Source organism: Sulfitobacter rhodophyticola, assembly GCF_041281685.2.
Taxonomy (GTDB): domain Bacteria; phylum Pseudomonadota; class Alphaproteobacteria; order Rhodobacterales; family Rhodobacteraceae; genus Sulfitobacter.
In genome coordinates, this window is record NZ_CP166251.2 from 45,434 (window position 1) to 62,001 (window position 16,568).

Genomic DNA, 16,568 nt, shown 5'->3' on the forward strand with positions numbered 1-16,568 from the left:
GGGAGCAAAGCTCCCATAGGGCTGCGTGCAGCCCTTCTCCTTACACCGGCCACACGAACGGAATGACGATGCTGGCCACCACCGACATCGACAGGTTCAGCGGGATACCGACCTTCATGAAATCCGTAAACCGATAGCCACCGGGCCCATAGACCAGCGTGTTGGTCTGATACCCGATCGGGGTGGCAAAGGCGCACGACGCGGCAATCATCACCGCCACCACCAGCGGCCGCGCATCCAGCCCCAGCGCCGCGGCCAGCGATATGGCAATGGGTGTCATGATCACCGCCACCGCGTTGTTGGAAACGATCTCCGTCAGGATAGTGGTCAGCAGGAACACGCAGAAAATCACCAGCGCGGGTGGCATCACCCCCAGCGTCGGCGCAATCGCCTCCACCACCAGGGTCACCGCCCCCGAACTCTGCAACGCCGCCCCCACCGCCAGCATCGAAAAGATCAGCGCCAGCAAGCGGCCATCGACGAAGGAAAACGCCTCCTCCGCATCAATGCAGCGGGTGACCAGCACCAGCGCAACGGCCAGGATTGCCAGCAACAGGATCGGTGCCACATCAAAGGCCGCCAGCGCCACGATCCCGATCAGCGCGGCGATGGCGATGGGCGCATGACCCCGGCGGTAGGCCCGTGCAGACGGATGGCTCACGTCGACCATATCCATGTCCGCCGCAAGCCGCTGGATATCCGCCGCCGCCCCTTCCAGCAGCAGGGTATCGCCGACCTTCACGACCAATTCATCCAGCTGCCGTCCGATGTTCTGATTGCGCCGATGGACGGCCAGCGGATAAACCCCGTAACGCCGCCGCAGGCGCATCGACCCCAGCGACCGGCCGACCATCCGGCAGCCCGGCGTGATCAGCGCCTCCACCGTGGTCGTCTCCACCGCGGAAAGCTGGTCGACCCGCTTGAGCTCCTTGTTGCTTTGCAGGCTCAGCAATTCGGTCATCTCCGTGCGCAACACGATCCGGTCGCCCACCTGCAATTCGACGCCCTTCAGGGCCCGGCGCAACGACTGATCCCCCCGGATCACGTCGATCAGCCGGACACCCTCGCGCTTGAACAGCTTCACATCCAGCACTTCACGTCCGATCAGGTTGCTTTCGGGCGGGATCACCGCTTCGGTAAAGAACTTCATCCGCGACCGGTCCGACAGCATCATCGCCATGCTGTCCCTGTCGGGCAGCAACCGCCGCCCGATCAGCGCCATATAGGTCAGGCCCCAGGCGCAAACGACCAGACCGATGGGCAGGATCTCGAATATCCCGAAGGGGGCCAGCCCCTCGCTTCGGGCGACCCCGTCCACCAGCAGGTTGGTCGAGGTGCCCAGCAGCGTCAGCGACCCGCCCATGATCGCGGCATAACTCAGCGGGATCAACAGCTTGGAGGCCTTCGTTCCCAGCGTTTTGCTCAACTGCACCACCACCGGGATCATCACCACCACCACGGGCGTGTTGTTCATGATCGCCGAGGCCCCCATCACCGACAGGATCACGCCGACGACAGCCATCTTCGGATTGTTGCGCGCCGCGCGCTCCGCCAGTTGGGTCAGCACCTCCAGCGCGCCGGTGCGCACCAGTGCCCCCATAACGATGAACATCGCCGCAATCGTCCAGGGGGCGGAATTGGACAAGACGCCCAATGCCGTCTCATAGGGCAGCACGCCCGTGCCCAGCAGAACCGCCGCCCCGGCCAATGCCACGACTTCGGTGGGAAAGTATTCGCGCACGAACAGGATGAACATGACGACCACAACGCTCAGCGCCAGCGCCGCCTGCCCCATGGGGGAAAGGGTGATCAGATCCATCGTCAATGTCCCCGGTTGCGCGTGATCAGGATGCAGTTTCCCCCATCGCGCCGTCTGCCGCAAGGCGCGGTCGTGGCTGGACAAGGTACATGCCCGTAAAGATCGCCGCGAGCGCCACCCACAGCGTCGGGGCATAGGCCTCACCAAGGATCAACCACGCCCAAAGCAGCCCGAACGCCGTCACCATATAGCTGACCTGCACGGTAAAGACCGCCCCTGCCCGCCCGGCAAGCCAGACGTAGGTCGCATAGACGAACACATGGATCACGGAGCCCGCCACAAGCGCTATCTGCGGCAGCGGCAGCGGCAGGTCCGGCCTGATGAACTGGCCGCTGATGACCGTGACTGGCGCAATCCCGATCATCCCGACCAGCGATGCCCCCAGCATCACCTGAAACGGCCCCAAGCCCTCGGTCCCCCATCTGGCGATGTAGTTCCCCTCGAACGCATAGAACACCGCCGTGACAAGATAGGCCGCCGCCCAGAACACCGGAACCGCCTGCCCCAGATCGACGGCAGGCAGAATGATGATCAGCACACCGACCAACCCGATGCCAAGCCCCGCCACCCGGCGCCATTGAAAACTGTCATTGCCCAGCCCCAGGGCGATCACGAACGCGAACATCGGGATCATGCTCAGCAGCAGTGACATGATCCCCGACGGCAGATGCACCGCCGCCTGATAGGAGATCGAATTGGGTAAGATCGTCCCGATCATCGCAAGGATCACATAAAGGCGCAGCGCCCGACCATGCAACGGCAGCGGCAAACCCCGCAACAGGCAAATTACCCCCATCAGTGCCGTGCCCAGCGCCAGTTGCCAGAACACCAGCCCGAAATGCCCGTATCCGGTACTGACCGAAATCTTCGTCAGCGGCTGCGTCGCGCCCCATCCGGCGCCCATCAGCACAAGGCAGCCCGTGAAGAACACGACCTGACGCGCTGTCATGGGGCGCTGGCCTGCAACAGCCCGCCATCGCGCACCGGGACAATGCGCGTGGCGCGGCCCGTGCGGTCATCCGTCTCCAAATAGACCCCCGACAGGGTGGCTTCCTCATTCGCCGGGGTAAACCGGTCCTTCGGCATGCCGGTGATGAAACGGCGCATCGGTTCGGTCTTTTCCATGCCGATCACCGAATGATAATCGCCGCACATCCCCGCATCGGTCAGATAGGCCGTCCCACCCGGCAGGATCATCGCATCCGCCGTGGGTACATGGGTATGTGTGCCCACGACAAGGCTCGCACGGCCATCGCACCAATGGCCCATCGCCATCTTCTCCGACGTGGCTTCGCAATGCATGTCGACAATCACCGCCGATGCCATGCCGCCCAGCGGATGCGCCTTGAGCACCGGGTCCAGCGCGGAAAACGGATCATCGAAGGGCCGCTTCATGAACACCTGCCCCAGCGCCTGGGTGACCAGCACCTTGCGGCCATTGCGGGCCACGAACACCCGCGCCCCCTTGCCCGGGGCGGTCTTGGAGAAGTTGAGCGGCCGCACGATGCGCGGTTCCTGCTCGATAAAGCTCAGCATGTCCTTTTGGTCAAACGCGTGATCGCCCAGCGTCAGACAATCCGCCCCAGCCTCCAGCAGCAGCTTGGCATGCGCACCGGACAGCCCCATGCCGCCGGTGGCGTTCTCACCGTTGACCACCACGAAATCAAGCTTCCACGCGTCCCGCAACCGGGCCAGATTTTCCGTGATCGCCCGGCGTCCGGCGCGGCCCATCACATCACCAAGAAAGAGAATTTTCATGGCGTAGCGTTAGGACCACAATGGCTCAAGCGCAAGGGCCTCCTGCCCCGCGCCTAACTACCAACCTCGATCACGCCTGCCTCTGTCACGATCAAGTCCAGCGGCTGGTCAGTCGGCTCAAGCGGCAGATCGTCCACCTCCTGCCCTGCAAAGGCAAATCCGATGGCCAGTGTCGGACGTTTGGCGCGCAGCATTTCCAGCGTCCGGTCATAGAACCCGCCACCATAGCCCAGCCGACCGCCACCCCGGTTGAAGGCCAATAGCGGCACGATCAGTATCTCCGGCTCGAAAAATTCAGGCGCCGCCGGGATCACCGCCCCGAAGGCCCCCGGCACCATCTCCGTCTCCGGCGTCCACCGGGCAAACCGCAGGGGCTGCCCGGCCGCCTCGATCACCGGCACACCGACCGGGCCATGGGCGCCTGCCTCGGCCATGGCGGGGGTTGGGTCAATCTCCGTGCGGATGGGCATGAAGCCCGACAGTGGCACACCGCGATACCCCGCCAACACCTCGCTCAGATACCCGGCCTGCGCGGCATTTGCCGCCTCAAACAGCGGTTTGCGCCGACCGTAGGCTGCCTTGCGGGCTGCGTCCTTGATCTGGGCCAGCATCACAGCAGCACCGCCGCGGCCAGCCCGAGAAAGGCAAAGAACCCCACAACATCCGTGACCGTCGTCACAAAAGCCCCCGATGCCAGCGCCGGATCAACCCCAATGCGTTCGAGAACGATCGGAATGCCCGTTCCGGCAAGCCCGGCAACCACCATATTCACGACCATGGCAGCCGCGATCACATATCCCAGCGCGGGCGAGCCAAACCAGATGACGCCAACAACACCCATCACAACCGCAAAGATCACGCCATTGATCAAACCCACCAGACATTCCCGCCGGATCACCCGCCAGATGTTCGATCCGGTCAAATCCTTGGTAGCAATGGCACGGACCGCCACAGTCAGGCTCTGGGTGCCGGCGTTGCCGCCCATTGAGGCGACAATCGGCATCAGCACCGCCAGCGCCACGATCTGCGCAATCGCCATTTCGAATTGCGCAATTACCATCGAGGCCGCAATCGACGTGATCAGGTTCACCGCCAGCCACGGCAATCGTTGCTTGGTGGTGCCAATTACCCGGTCCGACAGCGATCCCTCGCCCACACCGGCGAGACGCAGGATGTCCTCCTCGTGTTCCTCATCCAGCACGACCATGGCGTCATCAATGGTGATCACCCCAATCAGCCGCCCTTCACCATCGACAACGGGTGCCGAGATCAGGTGGTACTGGTTGAACGCATAAGCGACCTCCCCCTCGTCCTGATCGGCGGGAATGATCTGGAATGTCTCTTCGAGAATATCTGTCAGCCGGGTGTCCCGTTTAGACCGCATGAGTTTGCCCAAGGTCACATTGCCCACAGGATGCAGGCGCGGATCAACCATGACGATATGATAGAACTGGTCGGGCAGATCATCTTCTGGCGTGGCGCGCAGATGGTCAATCGCCTGCCCCACGTTCCAGTGCTGCGGGGCCATCACCACTTCGCGTTGCATCAGGCGACCGGCGGAATACTCCGGCCAGCTTAGCGCCTGTTCGACCGCCGCGCGGTCACTGTCTTCCAGCGCATCGAGGATCTGTTCCTGCTGGGCACCTTCAAGGTCCTCGATCAGGTCAACGACATCGTCGCTGTCGAGATCACGCACCGCATCGGACAGCACCTGCGGGGTCAGAACCGAAATGACTTCCTCGCGGATGGATTCGTCCAGTTCCGACAGAATTTCGCCATCGAATTCAAGGTCATAGAGCCGGATAAGGCGGCTGCGGTCAAACGCGTTGATCTGCTCGAGCAGATCGGCAATGTCCGCCGGGTGCAGCGGCTCCATCAGCTCGATCAGCTTGTCACGGTCTTCGATATCCACGGCATAAAGGATCGCCGCGACTTTCTTGCGCTCAAGCTGATAGGCAGCACGTTCACTGGCGTCGCCGGGCTGCTCGTCCAACTCCTTAACCTGATCCGACATTGGCTGCTCTCCCGCGACTGGCGCGACCATATGCAAGCCCGCTTGGGGTTTCAATGGCACCCGGAATGCACGTCACAAACCGCTTACCTCCGCCTCTGCGCTGGCCTAAAAGGGGGCATGGCAGATGCAACATTGATCACCGGCCCGCTGCTGCGCTTTGCGGGCGACCCCTTTGCAACCAGCTGGGAAAACGCTGTCTTGATCGATACTGACGGCGCTGTCTTGGTGGAGGCTGGGTTTATACGGGCCGTAGGGTCTGCCGGGGCGCTGGCAACCGCGCACCCGGACGTCACGCGCGTGCACTTTGGCCCCGACCACCTGATCTGTCCCGGCTTTGTGGATGCCCATGTTCATTACCCCCAGACCGCCATCATCGCGTCATGGGGCAAGCGGCTGATCGACTGGCTGAACACCTATACCTTCCCCGAGGAAATGCGGCTGTCCGACCCGGATTATGCGAAGGCCATCGCGTCGCGTTACCTTGATCTGGTGCTGACCCACGGTACCACAACCGTCGCGTCCTATTGCACCATTGAACCGCACAGCGTTGATGCCTTGTTCGATGCCGCTGCTGGCCGCAACATGCGCATCGTGGCAGGCAAAACCTGCATGGATCGCAACGCGCCCGACGGGCTGCGTGACACAGCGCAATCGGCCTATGATGACAGCAAGGCCCTGATCGACCGCTGGCACGGCACCGGACGCGCGCACTATGCCATCACCCCGCGCTTCACACCTACCTCCACGCCCGATCAACTTGCCGCCCTTGGCGCGCTCTGGGCGGAGCGGCCCGATTGCCTGATGCAGACCCATCTGAGTGAGCAGATTGATGAAATTTCATGGGTCCGCGAACTACACCCTCAGGCACGGGACTATCTGGATACCTATGAGGCACACGGATTGCTGGGGGAACGCGGGCTTTATGGCCACGCCATCCATCTGGAACCGCGCGAGATTGATCGACTTGCCGAAACCGGGGCGGCGCTGGTGCATTGCCCGACGTCAAATACCTTCATTGGCTCAGGTCTTTTTGACATGACTGGGCTCACAGCGCGGGGCATTCCGGTGGGATTGGCCACGGATACCGGGGGCGGGTCGTCCTTTTCGATGCTGCGCACAATGGCGGCGGCCTATGAGATCGGACAGCTGCGCGGCACGCCCCTGCACGCCGCGCAACTGATGTGGCTGGCGACCGCAGGTTCCGCGCGCAGCCTGCATCTGGGTGACCAGATTGGCACACTGGCCCAAGGATTTGAGGCCGATATCTGTGTGCTTAACCTCGCCTCGACCCCTGCGATTGCGCAGCGGGTCGATCAGGCGTCTGGCTTCTGGGAAGCGGTTTTTGCCACGATCATGATGGGGGATGACCGCGCTGTCGCTGGGGTCTGGGTCGCGGGAGAGCGTCAGCCCGCTGCCAGTGCCACCGCCATCTGACGCATCTCAGCGGTCGCAGCACCCAGATCAATTGTCTGTACATGCCCGTCGCGCACCACCTGACGACCTTCTACAAAGAGATCACACACCGTGCGCGGCCCTGCCAGCAACAGCGCCGAAGGATCCCAAGACCCGGCCGCCTCGATCCCACTGAGGTCCCAGATCGCGATATCGGCGCGCTTGCCCACCTCGATCCGCCCACAGTCGGGGCGGCCCAGCATGTCCGCCCCGCCACGGGTCGCAATCTCCAGCGCTGCATCGCTCGACATCGCATCGGCCCCCTGACTGACCCGCTGCAACAGCATCGCCATGCGCGCTTCAGCCACCAGATTGGCCGCATCATTGCTGGCTGATCCATCCACGCCCAGCCCCAGCGACACGCCCGCATCGCGCATTGCGCGCACGGGTGCGATTCCGGACCCCAGTCGGCAGTTCGAACAGGGGCAATGGGCAACCCCGGTGCCGGTGCGGGCAAAAAGTTCAATCTCCGCCGCGTCCAGCTTGACGCAATGAGCGTGCCAGACATCGCGACCCACCCAGCCCAGACTTTCGGCGTATTCACCGGGACGACAACCGAAAACCTTCTTGGAATAGGAGATGTCCTCGTCGTTCTCGGCCAGATGGGTGTGCATCATCACGCCCTTGTCCCGCGCCAGCACCGCCGTGTCGCGCATCAATTCACGACTGACGGAGAACGGCGAACAGGGTGCCAGCCCGACGCGGCACATCGAACCTTCGGCAGGGTCGTGAAAGGCATCGACCAGACGGATGCAATCCTCAAGGATCGCAGATTCCTTCTCCACCAGATCATCGGGCGGCGTGCCGCCATCGCTTTGCCCGATGCTCATGGAGCCGCGTGTGGGATGAAACCGCAGACCCACGGCACGCGCGGCTTCAATGGTGTCCTCCAGCCGCGCGCCGTTGGGGTAAAGATAAAGGTGATCGGTGCTGAGCGTACAGCCCGACAACGCCAGTTCCGCCAGCCCCACCTGCGCCGAGGCAAAGAAGTGATCCGGCGTCATGCGCGCCCAGATCGGGTAAAGCGTGCCAAGCCAGCCGAACAGCGTGGCATCCTGCGCGGCCGGCACGGCGCGCGTCAGGGTCTGGTAAAGGTGGTGATGGGTGTTCACAAGGCCGGGCGTGACAAGGCAGCCTGCCGCATCGACCACCTCCCCCTCGGTCTGCAATCCCTGCCCGACGGCGGTGATCACACCATCCGAAACCAGGATATCAGCACCCCGCAGCTTGCAGCGGGTGTCATCCATCGTCACGATCAAGTCGGCATTGCGGATCAGCTTTTCGGTCATGACGAGACTCCCCCTTCAAGGGTCTGTCTCAGCTTGGCCGGTCCCGACAGGTGGAAAACAGACGAAGAACCTGTCGAAATTCAATCCTAGGTGTAGGTCCGCAAGATCGCAAGTGCCTCGGCATGGATGTCGGGGTTCGCCGCGGCAAGGGCGCGCCCACCATCATGGGCAGGTCCGCCCTGCCAGTCGGTCACGATCCCACCCGCTGCCTGAACCACCGCAATGGGGCCCTGAATGTCATAGGCGGCAAGCCCCGCTTCGATCACCAGATCCACCTGCCCCGCCGCCAGCAACGCGTAGCCATAGCAATCCATCCCGTAACGCGTCAGTTGCGCGCGCCGCGCCACATCGTGAAACGCCTGCTGTTCCTGGTCGTTGCCAACCTCCGGAAAGGTGGTCAGCACCGTTGCGCCCGACAAGGGCCGCGCCGCGCGGGTGTTGAGCGGCCGCGCCCCCTGCGGCCCGGCCAGCACCGCACCGTCCGGCGCACCTTCGAACCGCTCCCCGATATAGGGTTGATCGATGATCCCGTAAAACGGCCCGTCCGCATCCGCGACGGCGATCAACACACCCCATGTCGGCGTCCCGCTGATGAACCCGCGTGTGCCATCAATCGGATCCAGCACCCATGTCAGGCCGGACGTCCCCGCCTGCGCGCCGAATTCCTCGCCCAGAATGGCGTCTGCCGGCCGGATTTCAGCCAGAATGGCGCGCATCACCTCTTCGGCGGCGCGGTCGGCAACGGTGACCGGATCAAAGCTGTCGCGCAGCTTGTTTTCGGCCCCAAGCGACATGTCGCGAAAATAGGGCAGGATCACCTGCCGCGCGGCGTCCGCCAAAAGGTGCGCGGTGCGGCGGATGTCAGGATCAAAGGATGCAGGATCTTTCATGGCGCAGCAGTGCCACTTCGCCCCGACCTCTTCAAGACCGAAGGCCCGCTGCGGCGTGCTGCGGGCCTTGTAGATGTCTTGTAAGTTGAGGTGACCTGGGTCAGGCCACGTCGCTCAACACCCGCGCCAATTCGAAAAGCCTCCGCCGCTGATCCTCCGGAATGGCATAGTAGGAGCGGATCAGATCCATCGCTTCCTTGTCGCCCATCACATCGATCGGTGCAGCCTGATCACCGGCCTGCCCCGTCTTCTCGTCCTCCAGCCCTTCGAAGAAATAGGCCACGTTCACGCCCAGCGCATCCGCGATATCCCAAAGCCGCGAGGCGCTGACACGGTTGGTGCCGGTTTCGTATTTCTGAATTTGCTGGAACTTGATGCCCACAAGCTCTGCCAGGGTCTGTTGTGTCATCCCTGCAAGCCACCGGCGTTGCCGGATGCGTTTTCCGACATGAATGTCTACTTTATGCGCCATCTTCATCTCCCTCACGGGTGTAATCTTCGATCGTCAACACATGAGTACCTGCGAAAACCTAACGTTTCCAAAAAGCCCTCATTGCCCTCGGCACCTGCCGAAACCTTGGCAAAGGCGGGCAGTTTTCCTTGCCCGGCATTCAAACACCCTGTCAGTCGGGGGGTGCCTGATCGCCCTCTGCTTCGCCCCCAAGCATGCCGATTCCCGGGCCAAAAGCAAAGTGTTTTAGCCTTGAAATCGCACACGCGCAGCGGACAGCGTTCATTTCGATGATCTACCTAGGGTAGATTCTACCATCACGCGTATCATTATCGGGTCGGAACCTCAGGTAATCACAAAATGTGATGCTTGTTCGCGTCAGTCGCCACCGATGTCGGCAGATAACCGCCTATCCTCGATATTGTCACTGAACGGCACGCAGTCTGCTCACGGGACGGTCCTCGAACGCCGCGCGCAGCAGGGAAATCAACGCGGCGTGCAGTTCACCCTTTTGCCCAGAATCAGCATAAAGGTTGATCTGCTGCGGTGCCAATTGCGGCAAGGCGCCCCCATGATCGATCCGTTCCAGGAAGGGGGGTTGGGTGCCCTCGATCATCGCGTGAACGGCCAGATCGGCGCTGACGGCGGCTTCGACCGCGCGGTCGCTTGCGGTGTCGACCTGCATCTCCCAGGGGATGTCATGCGCCTCAAGTTCAACGGTAATCGGCCCGCGAAACATGCAGTATTTGCAAAATGCCAGTTGCAGCGGGCGCTGCCGCCAAGCGGTCCCGCCGGGCGCACCGACCCAGATCAGATCCTTGGTGCACAAGGTCTCGCCCCCCTGATCGACACCCTGTTCGGTTGTCAGGACGATATCGCAGGCCCCGCGCGCGAATTGATCCTTCAGCGTCTTGGTATAGGACGCCTCCAGATGCACCTTCACCCGCGGGTAAAGGGCGTGAAACTGCTTCAGCACCTGCGGAATGGCGGGATAAACCACGTCATGCGGCACCCCCAGCGTCAATTCCCCCTCAAAGGCCTGATCCGTCAGCCGCGTGATCACCTCGTCATTCAACGCGACCATGCGGCGCGCATAGGCCAGCAACTGCTCTCCGGCGGAGGTCAGCGCGATGGTCCGCCCGCTGCGGTCAAACAACTGCAGGTCGAGCAATTCCTCAAGCCGCTTGAGCTGCATGGAAACGGCCGATTGGGTCAAATGCAGAAACCCCGCCGCCCGCGTGACCCCACCCGCATCCGCGACTGCAACGAAGGATCGCAGGGTTGTTACATCCAGATTTCTCACATCACATTCCTTGATGGCCACCTTAACAAATATTCGTTTTCATTATGCATTCAGATGCTCCATATATCAAGCATCAAGATATGTTTTCAAAAATCATCACGAAAAGCGAAGGAAAGATCATGTTCACCTCCCTGACCCGCCTGTTCCCCGTCCACGCCCCCTGCGGCCCCGGCCTGATCGCCCGTTTCAACGCGGCACGCGCGCTTGACCGGTCCCGTCGCGCACTGGGCATGCTGGATGCAAGCCGCCTTGACGATCTGGGGCTGACAAACCGCGAGGCACAGGCCGAAGCGGCGCGTAAACCGTGGGATGCACCCGCAAACTGGACCTGCTGACCAACGGACCGCATCCTAAAGCACACAAACGACATTCTGCGGCGTCCTGCCGCAGTAAAACACTTGAAAAACGTCGCCGCACTTCCGATATTTGCCACAATACTGTGCCACACCTGCGTGGTAGAGGAATTTTAGCCAATTGGAGGTCTTAATGGCTGACGTGAATACAATCCGGACAACAGCCGGAGCCCGCGCCGCCGATATCGATGCGGGTCTGCGCGCGCACATGAACAAAGTCTACGGCACGATGTCCGTGGGCATGCTGATTACATTTGCCGCTGCTTGGGCGATTTCCGGGCTGTCGGTGACAACCGATCCCGCCGCCGCGGTGGGTCAGATCGGGCCGGACAAGTATCTCACCCAGATCGGCTATGCGCTTTATGCGTCGCCGCTGAAGTGGGTTGTGATGTTCGCCCCGCTGGCGTTCGTCTTCGGCTTCGGTGCTGCGATCAACAGGATGTCTGCCGCAACCGCGCAGACGGTCTTTTACGTGTTCGCGGCCGTGATGGGTGTGTCCATCAGCTCGATCTTCCTGGTGTTCACCGGGTATTCGATTGCTCAGATTTTCCTGATCACGTCGATTGCCTTCGCGGGCCTGTCGCTTTGGGGGTATACCACCAAGAAAGACATTTCCGGCTGGGGCAGCTTCCTGATCATGGGCGTGATTGGCCTGATCGTGGCGTCTGTCGTGAACATCTTCCTGCAATCAGGCGCGCTGATGTTTGCCATTTCGTCCATCGGTGTGCTGATCTTCGCGGGTCTGACCGCCTATGACACACAGCGGATCAAGTCCGAGTATGTTGCACACGCCGCCCACGGCGACAGCGAATGGTTGGGCAAGGCGGCCATCATGGGCGCGCTGAGCCTGTACATCAACTTCATCAACATGTTCATGATGCTGTTGCAACTGTTCGGCAGCCGCGAATAAGCGTAGCGCCCATCTGACACACGAAAGGCCGGTTCATATGAACCGGCCTTTTTTTCGTCCACCGCGATCAGATCAGCATCCGGTCGCCGCGCATTCGCAGGCCCGTTTGCGTCAGTAGCGGCGCTTTTGGACGAGGGTTGGCTGACCGTCGACATAGACGATTGTCCCCGCCTGACCCGGTGCCACACGTGGGGGTGGCTGATAGCTGATCCCGGTGAACCCGACGGAGTTGGAATAGGCGCCCCCTTCAATCGGTGCGGGTGGCGGGCCACCCAATTCGCCCGCGCAGGCAGAAAGTGAAGCAACGGTGATCGCGGCAGCGATCAGCTTGATGGTCATGATTGTATTCCTTGGCAGCTTGCAGACCCCGACTATTGCCGCTGCGGTGACATCGCGCAAGAGAGGTTTTGACAATGACACTCAGCGAAGTTCAGACAAAAGTGCTGCAACTTCGTCCGGCCGCGTCAAATGGACGATACGCGTCTGCGCGCCATGGCCCTTGATCAACTTCTGCACCCGCGCCCGTCTGGTGTGTCGCGTGCGCCAAATCCATCTGTAAAACGGCAGGATTTCCCGGTGGATGCCTTCGACACACCCCTCCGCCATATCCGGTCGCTCCTGCCCCCAATACTGAAACAGCCGCTTCGTGACGCGCCACATCTGCAGCGCGACAGGCATGTCGAGCCATATGATCGTGTCCGCGCGGGCGGCGCGATTGTCATAGGTGGTGGAAAACCCGCCTTCGAACACCCACATCTCTTGCGCCTCCACCGCCAGCGCCATTTCGCGCCGTTCATCGCGGCTGCGCGACACCCATCCCGCCATCCACTGAATGCGGTCCATATGAAAGACAGGCAGGTCCAGCCGCCTGCCCAGCGCCCGCGCCAGCGTGGACTTGCCTGACCCCGGCCCGCCGACAATCATCACCCGTTTCATCGTCAAAGCGCCTTCGCCATGCGGATGGCCGGAAATGTGATCCCGGCATCCAGCGTGATGTCGACTTCCTCATCGCCGCGAAACCCTGCGTGCCTGTAGAACGGCGCGGCCGTCCGGGTCGACAGGCAGGCAAGGGCCTGCACGCCCGCCGCCGCAGCCGTTTCGAAAACGCGGCCGATCAAGGCCGTACCGACACCCTGCCGCACCGCATCCACGTCCGTCGCGAAATGGCGGACATGCCCAAGCCGCGACGCCCCCCGCAGGCCGGTACCCGGTGCCCCGCGCGTCCAGCCCCCTGCCCCCAGCAAGACGCCGTCCCGCTCCGCCACGAAATAGGTACCACAGGTCACCAACGCGGGCTGCGCCTTGACGATCCGCGGAATCGCGGTGACCAGGATCGACGGCGGATAATCCGCGGCCAACAGTCGGGGATAGCTGCGCGCAAGCAACGCGTCGAGCGGTGCAATGTCTTCCGCGCGGCCGGGCCTGATGACGATGTCTGCCATGCGCCTTCCCCTTTGATGACGTGTCACACACCCAAAACGCAAAAAGCCGCGCACGGGGCGCGGCCTTGCTTCGGCAAAGTTGGCAGATCTTACTTGATCTTGCCTTCCTTGTATTCGACATGCTTGCGCGCGACGGGGTCATATTTGCGAATGACCATCTTTTCGGTCATCGTCCGCGCGTTCTTCTTGGTGACATAGAAATGGCCTGTGCCCGCGGACGAGTTCAGACGGATCTTGATCGTGGTTGGCTTCGCCATGTGTCTTCTCCTGCTGCAGCCCTGTCCCGGTGGAAAGGATGCGTGAATCCTGAAGTCCGGCTTTTAACGGGATGGCTGTTCGAGTCAACCGCAAAAGGTTGGATTTCACACCCGGCCCGTCCGGTTTTACGTTGCCCCGCACCCCGCCGAAAAGAAGGTGTCCTTCGGTGCAATTGGCCGGCCCGGCTGAACCGGCCAATTGCCCTTGTCTGTATCTGCTTACGACGACATGTCGTAGGCGCGCTCACCATGTGCGCTCAGATCAAGGCCCGCGACCTCGTCCTCCTTGCTGACGCGCAAGGGCGTGATCAGGCGGACCACCGAAATGATCGCCACCGTGGTGATCAGCGTCCAAAGCCCGACCACCGCCAAACCGCCCACCTGCGCGGTCCAGCTTGCGTGGCCCAGCACCGCCAGCATCAGGATACCGAACATGCCGCCCACGCCGTGCACGGCAAAGACATCCAGCGTGTCGTCGATCTTCAGCGCAGACTTGATCAGGCCACAGCATTCCTGACACATCACCCCTGCAATCGCCCCGATCGCCAGCGCCTCCACCGGACCGACGGAGCCGGACGCAGGCGTGATCGACGCAAGACCCGCGATGGTCCCGGTCACCAGACCCACCAGCGACGCCTTGCCATAGCGGATTTTTTCCCACCCGGCCCAGGTCAGCGACGCGGTCGCCGCGGAAATATGCGTGACCGTCAGCGCCATCGCCGCACCGCCATCGGCGGCCAGTTGCGACCCCCCATTGAACCCGAACCAGCCGACCCACAGCATCGCAGCACCGATCATCACCATGCCGGGATTATGCGGCGGCACACCCTTGTTCGACCGTGGCCCCAGCATCACCGCCAGCACCAGCGCCGCGATACCGGCCGTCTGGTGTACCACGATCCCGCCGGCAAAATCATTCACCCCGTCAGCAAACAGCGACCATTCCGCCCCGGCCAACAGCCCCCCGCCCCAGATCCAGTGTGCCACCGGCGCATAACAGATCAGCATCCACAGGGCGGAAAACAGCATGACAAAGCCGAACCCGATCCGCTCCACATAGGCGCCGACGATCAGCGCGGGCGTGATGATCGCAAAGGTCATCTGAAAGGCAAAGAACAGCACCTCCGGAATGGTGCCTGACACCGTGTCGGCATCCACCCCGTTCAGAAACGCCTTGCCCAGCCCACCCCAATAGGCGTTGCCGTCTCCGAAGGCGATGGAATAGCCCGCGACAAGCCACAGGATGCTCATCAGACAGGCAATTGAAAAACACTGCATGAAGACGCTCAGCACGTTGCGTGCCCGCACAAGCCCGCCATAAAAAAGCGCCAACCCCGGCAATGTCATGAAAAGTACCAACGCAGTGGCAACGATGATCCAGGCGGTATCCGCTCCGTTCATTTCAGTGATCCTTCCCCTGATCGCAATGTGCGGTGGGGTGGCGGATCGGTGTGCCGAAATAAAGCGCATCCCGCGATTTTCACGCCCAGAAATACGGCACTTTCACAAATGCTGATAAATTAGGCTGAATGAAACACCCGCCGCTCAACAATTGAGCAAAGCAAGAAGCGCGCGGAAGGTCTGTAAGCCGGATCCTGTCCCGGGGTTGCCCCCTTGGATGATCATTCATCTGACCGCCGCATTGCTGCGACGGCTACAGCTGCCAACCCGGACCTGCTGGGGCAAAAGCAGCCCCGCCCCCATACCCGAAGGTCGGCGGCACGCGGTCCCTATTTGGCATTGCTCCCGGTGGGGCTTGCCAGACCACCGATGTTGCCACCGGCGTGGTGGGCTCTTACCCCACCGTTTCACCCTTGCCCCGGCATGCCGGGGCGGTCTGATTTCTGTGGCGCTTTCCGTCGGGTTGCCCCGCCCGGGCGTTACCCGGCACCGTTGCTTTTGGGAGTCCGGACTTTCCTCGACATCCGAAGACGCCGCGATCATCCAACCTTCCGCGCCCTGCCGCCCTACCCTTGCCGGGGCAGCGCGGTCAAGTCCGCCGCACAAAGCGGGCCGGACGCAAACGGGCGGAACCGCAGGCGTACGGCGGTCAGAAGCGTCTCATCGTCCACATCCGCCGTGTAGCCCGCCGCCACAGCCAGGTGCCGGAAACTGTCGGGATCCGGATCATCCGGACCCGTGTCATCCCCTGCCGCAGCCGCCAACCCCTGCCGCGCCAAACGCGCCCAATCGAAATGTGGTCCCGGATCGCCCTTGCGTCCCGGCGCCATGTCCGAATGCCCGATTATGCCCTCAGCCGCGATGCTCGACCTTGCCATGATCTGCCTCAGCAACGCCTCGAGGCTGCGCATCAAAGGCTCGGAAAACGGATGATCACCACGATTGTCCAACTCGATCCCGATGGAACGGGAGTTGATATCTTCCTGCCCGGCCCACTCGCCCGCCCCGGCATGCCAAGCGCGCTGATCCTCCGGCACCATCTGATAAACCGTGCCGTCCCCGGCGATCAGGTAATGCGCCGACACCTCCGCGTCCGGGTCACACAGCCGCTCCAACGCGGCTTCGGCGTTTTCCATCGCGGTATAATGCAGAACGATCAAATGCGGGTGCAGCCCATCCCGGCGCGGCCCAAAATTGGGCGACGCGCGTTGAACGATGTCCAAAGCCAA

18 protein-coding genes and 1 other RNA gene are annotated in these 16,568 nt (G+C 62.1%); 3 read left to right on the forward strand and 16 right to left on the reverse strand.

The window, feature by feature from the left end:
• Positions 1-40: 40 nt before the first annotated feature.
• From AB4X18_RS01285 to mgtE, 5 genes are read right to left on the reverse strand one after another with little or no spacing between them, the layout of a single operon-like run.
• The gene (locus tag AB4X18_RS01285; RefSeq protein WP_370401905.1) at positions 41-1,819 is read right to left on the reverse strand and encodes an SLC13 family permease; all 1,779 of its coding nucleotides are present in this window, start codon (positions 1,817-1,819) and stop codon (positions 41-43) included.
• A gap of 25 nt (positions 1,820-1,844) precedes the next feature.
• Positions 1,845-2,768: a DMT family transporter gene (locus AB4X18_RS01290; RefSeq protein ID WP_370401906.1), complete on the reverse strand. Its 924-nt coding sequence runs from the start codon at positions 2,766-2,768 to the stop codon at positions 1,845-1,847.
• The gene (locus tag AB4X18_RS01295) at positions 2,765-3,577 is read right to left on the reverse strand and encodes a TIGR00282 family metallophosphoesterase (RefSeq protein ID WP_370401907.1); all 813 of its coding nucleotides are present in this window, start codon (positions 3,575-3,577) and stop codon (positions 2,765-2,767) included. Before AB4X18_RS01295 ends, AB4X18_RS01290 begins: the two co-directional genes overlap by 4 nt.
• Positions 3,578-3,630: 53 nt before the next feature.
• Positions 3,631-4,188 (reverse strand): 5-formyltetrahydrofolate cyclo-ligase, encoded by a 558-nt coding sequence (locus AB4X18_RS01300; RefSeq protein WP_370401908.1) that lies wholly within the window; start codon positions 4,186-4,188, stop codon positions 3,631-3,633.
• A complete protein-coding gene (gene mgtE, locus AB4X18_RS01305; RefSeq protein ID WP_432817001.1) occupies positions 4,188-5,591 on the reverse strand; it encodes a magnesium transporter in 1,404 nt (467 codons plus the stop codon). The genes AB4X18_RS01300 and mgtE overlap by 1 nt, the downstream gene beginning before the upstream one ends.
• Before the next feature lie 117 nt (positions 5,592-5,708).
• Between mgtE and guaD the strand changes: the two genes are divergently transcribed.
• Entirely contained in the window at positions 5,709-7,025 is a 1,317-nt protein-coding gene (gene guaD / locus AB4X18_RS01310) for a guanine deaminase (RefSeq protein WP_370401909.1), read from the forward strand.
• Here the strand turns inward: guaD and AB4X18_RS01315 are convergent.
• The 4 genes from AB4X18_RS01315 to AB4X18_RS01330 all read right to left on the reverse strand — a co-directional run bounded on the left by AB4X18_RS01315 (position 6,995) and on the right by AB4X18_RS01330 (position 10,976).
• Positions 6,995-8,332 (reverse strand): 8-oxoguanine deaminase, encoded by a 1,338-nt coding sequence (locus AB4X18_RS01315; RefSeq protein ID WP_370401910.1) that lies wholly within the window; start codon positions 8,330-8,332, stop codon positions 6,995-6,997. The two genes, guaD and AB4X18_RS01315, sit on opposite strands and share 31 nt — an antisense overlap.
• 86 nt (positions 8,333-8,418) lie before the next feature.
• The gene (hisN, locus tag AB4X18_RS01320) at positions 8,419-9,222 is read right to left on the reverse strand and encodes a histidinol-phosphatase (protein WP_370401911.1); all 804 of its coding nucleotides are present in this window, start codon (positions 9,220-9,222) and stop codon (positions 8,419-8,421) included.
• Positions 9,223-9,322: 100 nt separating this feature from the next.
• A complete protein-coding gene (locus AB4X18_RS01325) occupies positions 9,323-9,694 on the reverse strand; it encodes a helix-turn-helix domain-containing protein (protein WP_370401912.1) in 372 nt (123 codons plus the stop codon).
• Positions 9,695-10,097: 403 nt separating this feature from the next.
• Entirely contained in the window at positions 10,098-10,976 is an 879-nt protein-coding gene (locus AB4X18_RS01330) for a LysR family transcriptional regulator (protein ID WP_432817002.1), read from the reverse strand.
• Between the two features lie 119 nt (positions 10,977-11,095).
• Here AB4X18_RS01330 and AB4X18_RS01335 point away from each other — a divergent pair, with 119 nt between their 5' ends.
• Together AB4X18_RS01335 and AB4X18_RS01340 are read left to right on the forward strand one after the other, a co-directional pair.
• The gene (locus AB4X18_RS01335) at positions 11,096-11,311 is read left to right on the forward strand and encodes a DUF1127 domain-containing protein (RefSeq protein WP_370401913.1); all 216 of its coding nucleotides are present in this window, start codon (positions 11,096-11,098) and stop codon (positions 11,309-11,311) included.
• Positions 11,312-11,462: 151 nt separating this feature from the next.
• Entirely contained in the window at positions 11,463-12,239 is a 777-nt protein-coding gene (locus AB4X18_RS01340; protein WP_370401914.1) for a Bax inhibitor-1/YccA family protein, read from the forward strand.
• 111 nt (positions 12,240-12,350) lie between these two features.
• On the opposite strand, the gene AB4X18_RS01345 is transcribed toward AB4X18_RS01340, so the two are convergent.
• The 7 genes from AB4X18_RS01345 to AB4X18_RS01375 form a co-directional block, all read right to left on the reverse strand.
• On the reverse strand, positions 12,351-12,578 hold the full coding sequence (locus AB4X18_RS01345) for a hypothetical protein (RefSeq protein ID WP_370401915.1): 228 nt from the start codon (positions 12,576-12,578) through the stop codon (positions 12,351-12,353).
• A gap of 81 nt (positions 12,579-12,659) precedes the next feature.
• Complete coding sequence (locus AB4X18_RS01350) at positions 12,660-13,175, reverse strand: AAA family ATPase (protein WP_370401916.1); 516 nt, start codon at positions 13,173-13,175, stop codon at positions 12,660-12,662.
• Positions 13,176-13,177: 2 nt separating this feature from the next.
• Positions 13,178-13,681 carry a GNAT family N-acetyltransferase gene (locus tag AB4X18_RS01355; RefSeq protein WP_370401917.1) on the reverse strand — a complete coding sequence of 168 codons (504 nt, stop codon included), beginning with the start codon at positions 13,679-13,681 and terminating at the stop codon, positions 13,178-13,180.
• An 89-nt stretch (positions 13,682-13,770) separates the two neighbouring features.
• A complete protein-coding gene (rpmG, locus tag AB4X18_RS01360) occupies positions 13,771-13,938 on the reverse strand; it encodes a 50S ribosomal protein L33 (protein ID WP_013961079.1) in 168 nt (55 codons plus the stop codon).
• 219 nt (positions 13,939-14,157) lie between these two features.
• Positions 14,158-15,339, reverse strand: a complete 1,182-nt coding sequence (locus AB4X18_RS01365; RefSeq protein WP_370401918.1) for an ammonium transporter — start codon at positions 15,337-15,339, stop codon at positions 14,158-14,160.
• Between the two features lie 167 nt (positions 15,340-15,506).
• An RNA gene (gene rnpB / locus AB4X18_RS01370) (RNase P RNA component class A) lies at positions 15,507-15,894 on the reverse strand.
• Positions 15,895-15,905: 11 nt separating this feature from the next.
• Positions 15,906-16,568 (reverse strand): N-acetylmuramoyl-L-alanine amidase, encoded by a 663-nt coding sequence (locus AB4X18_RS01375; RefSeq protein ID WP_370401919.1) that lies wholly within the window; start codon positions 16,566-16,568, stop codon positions 15,906-15,908.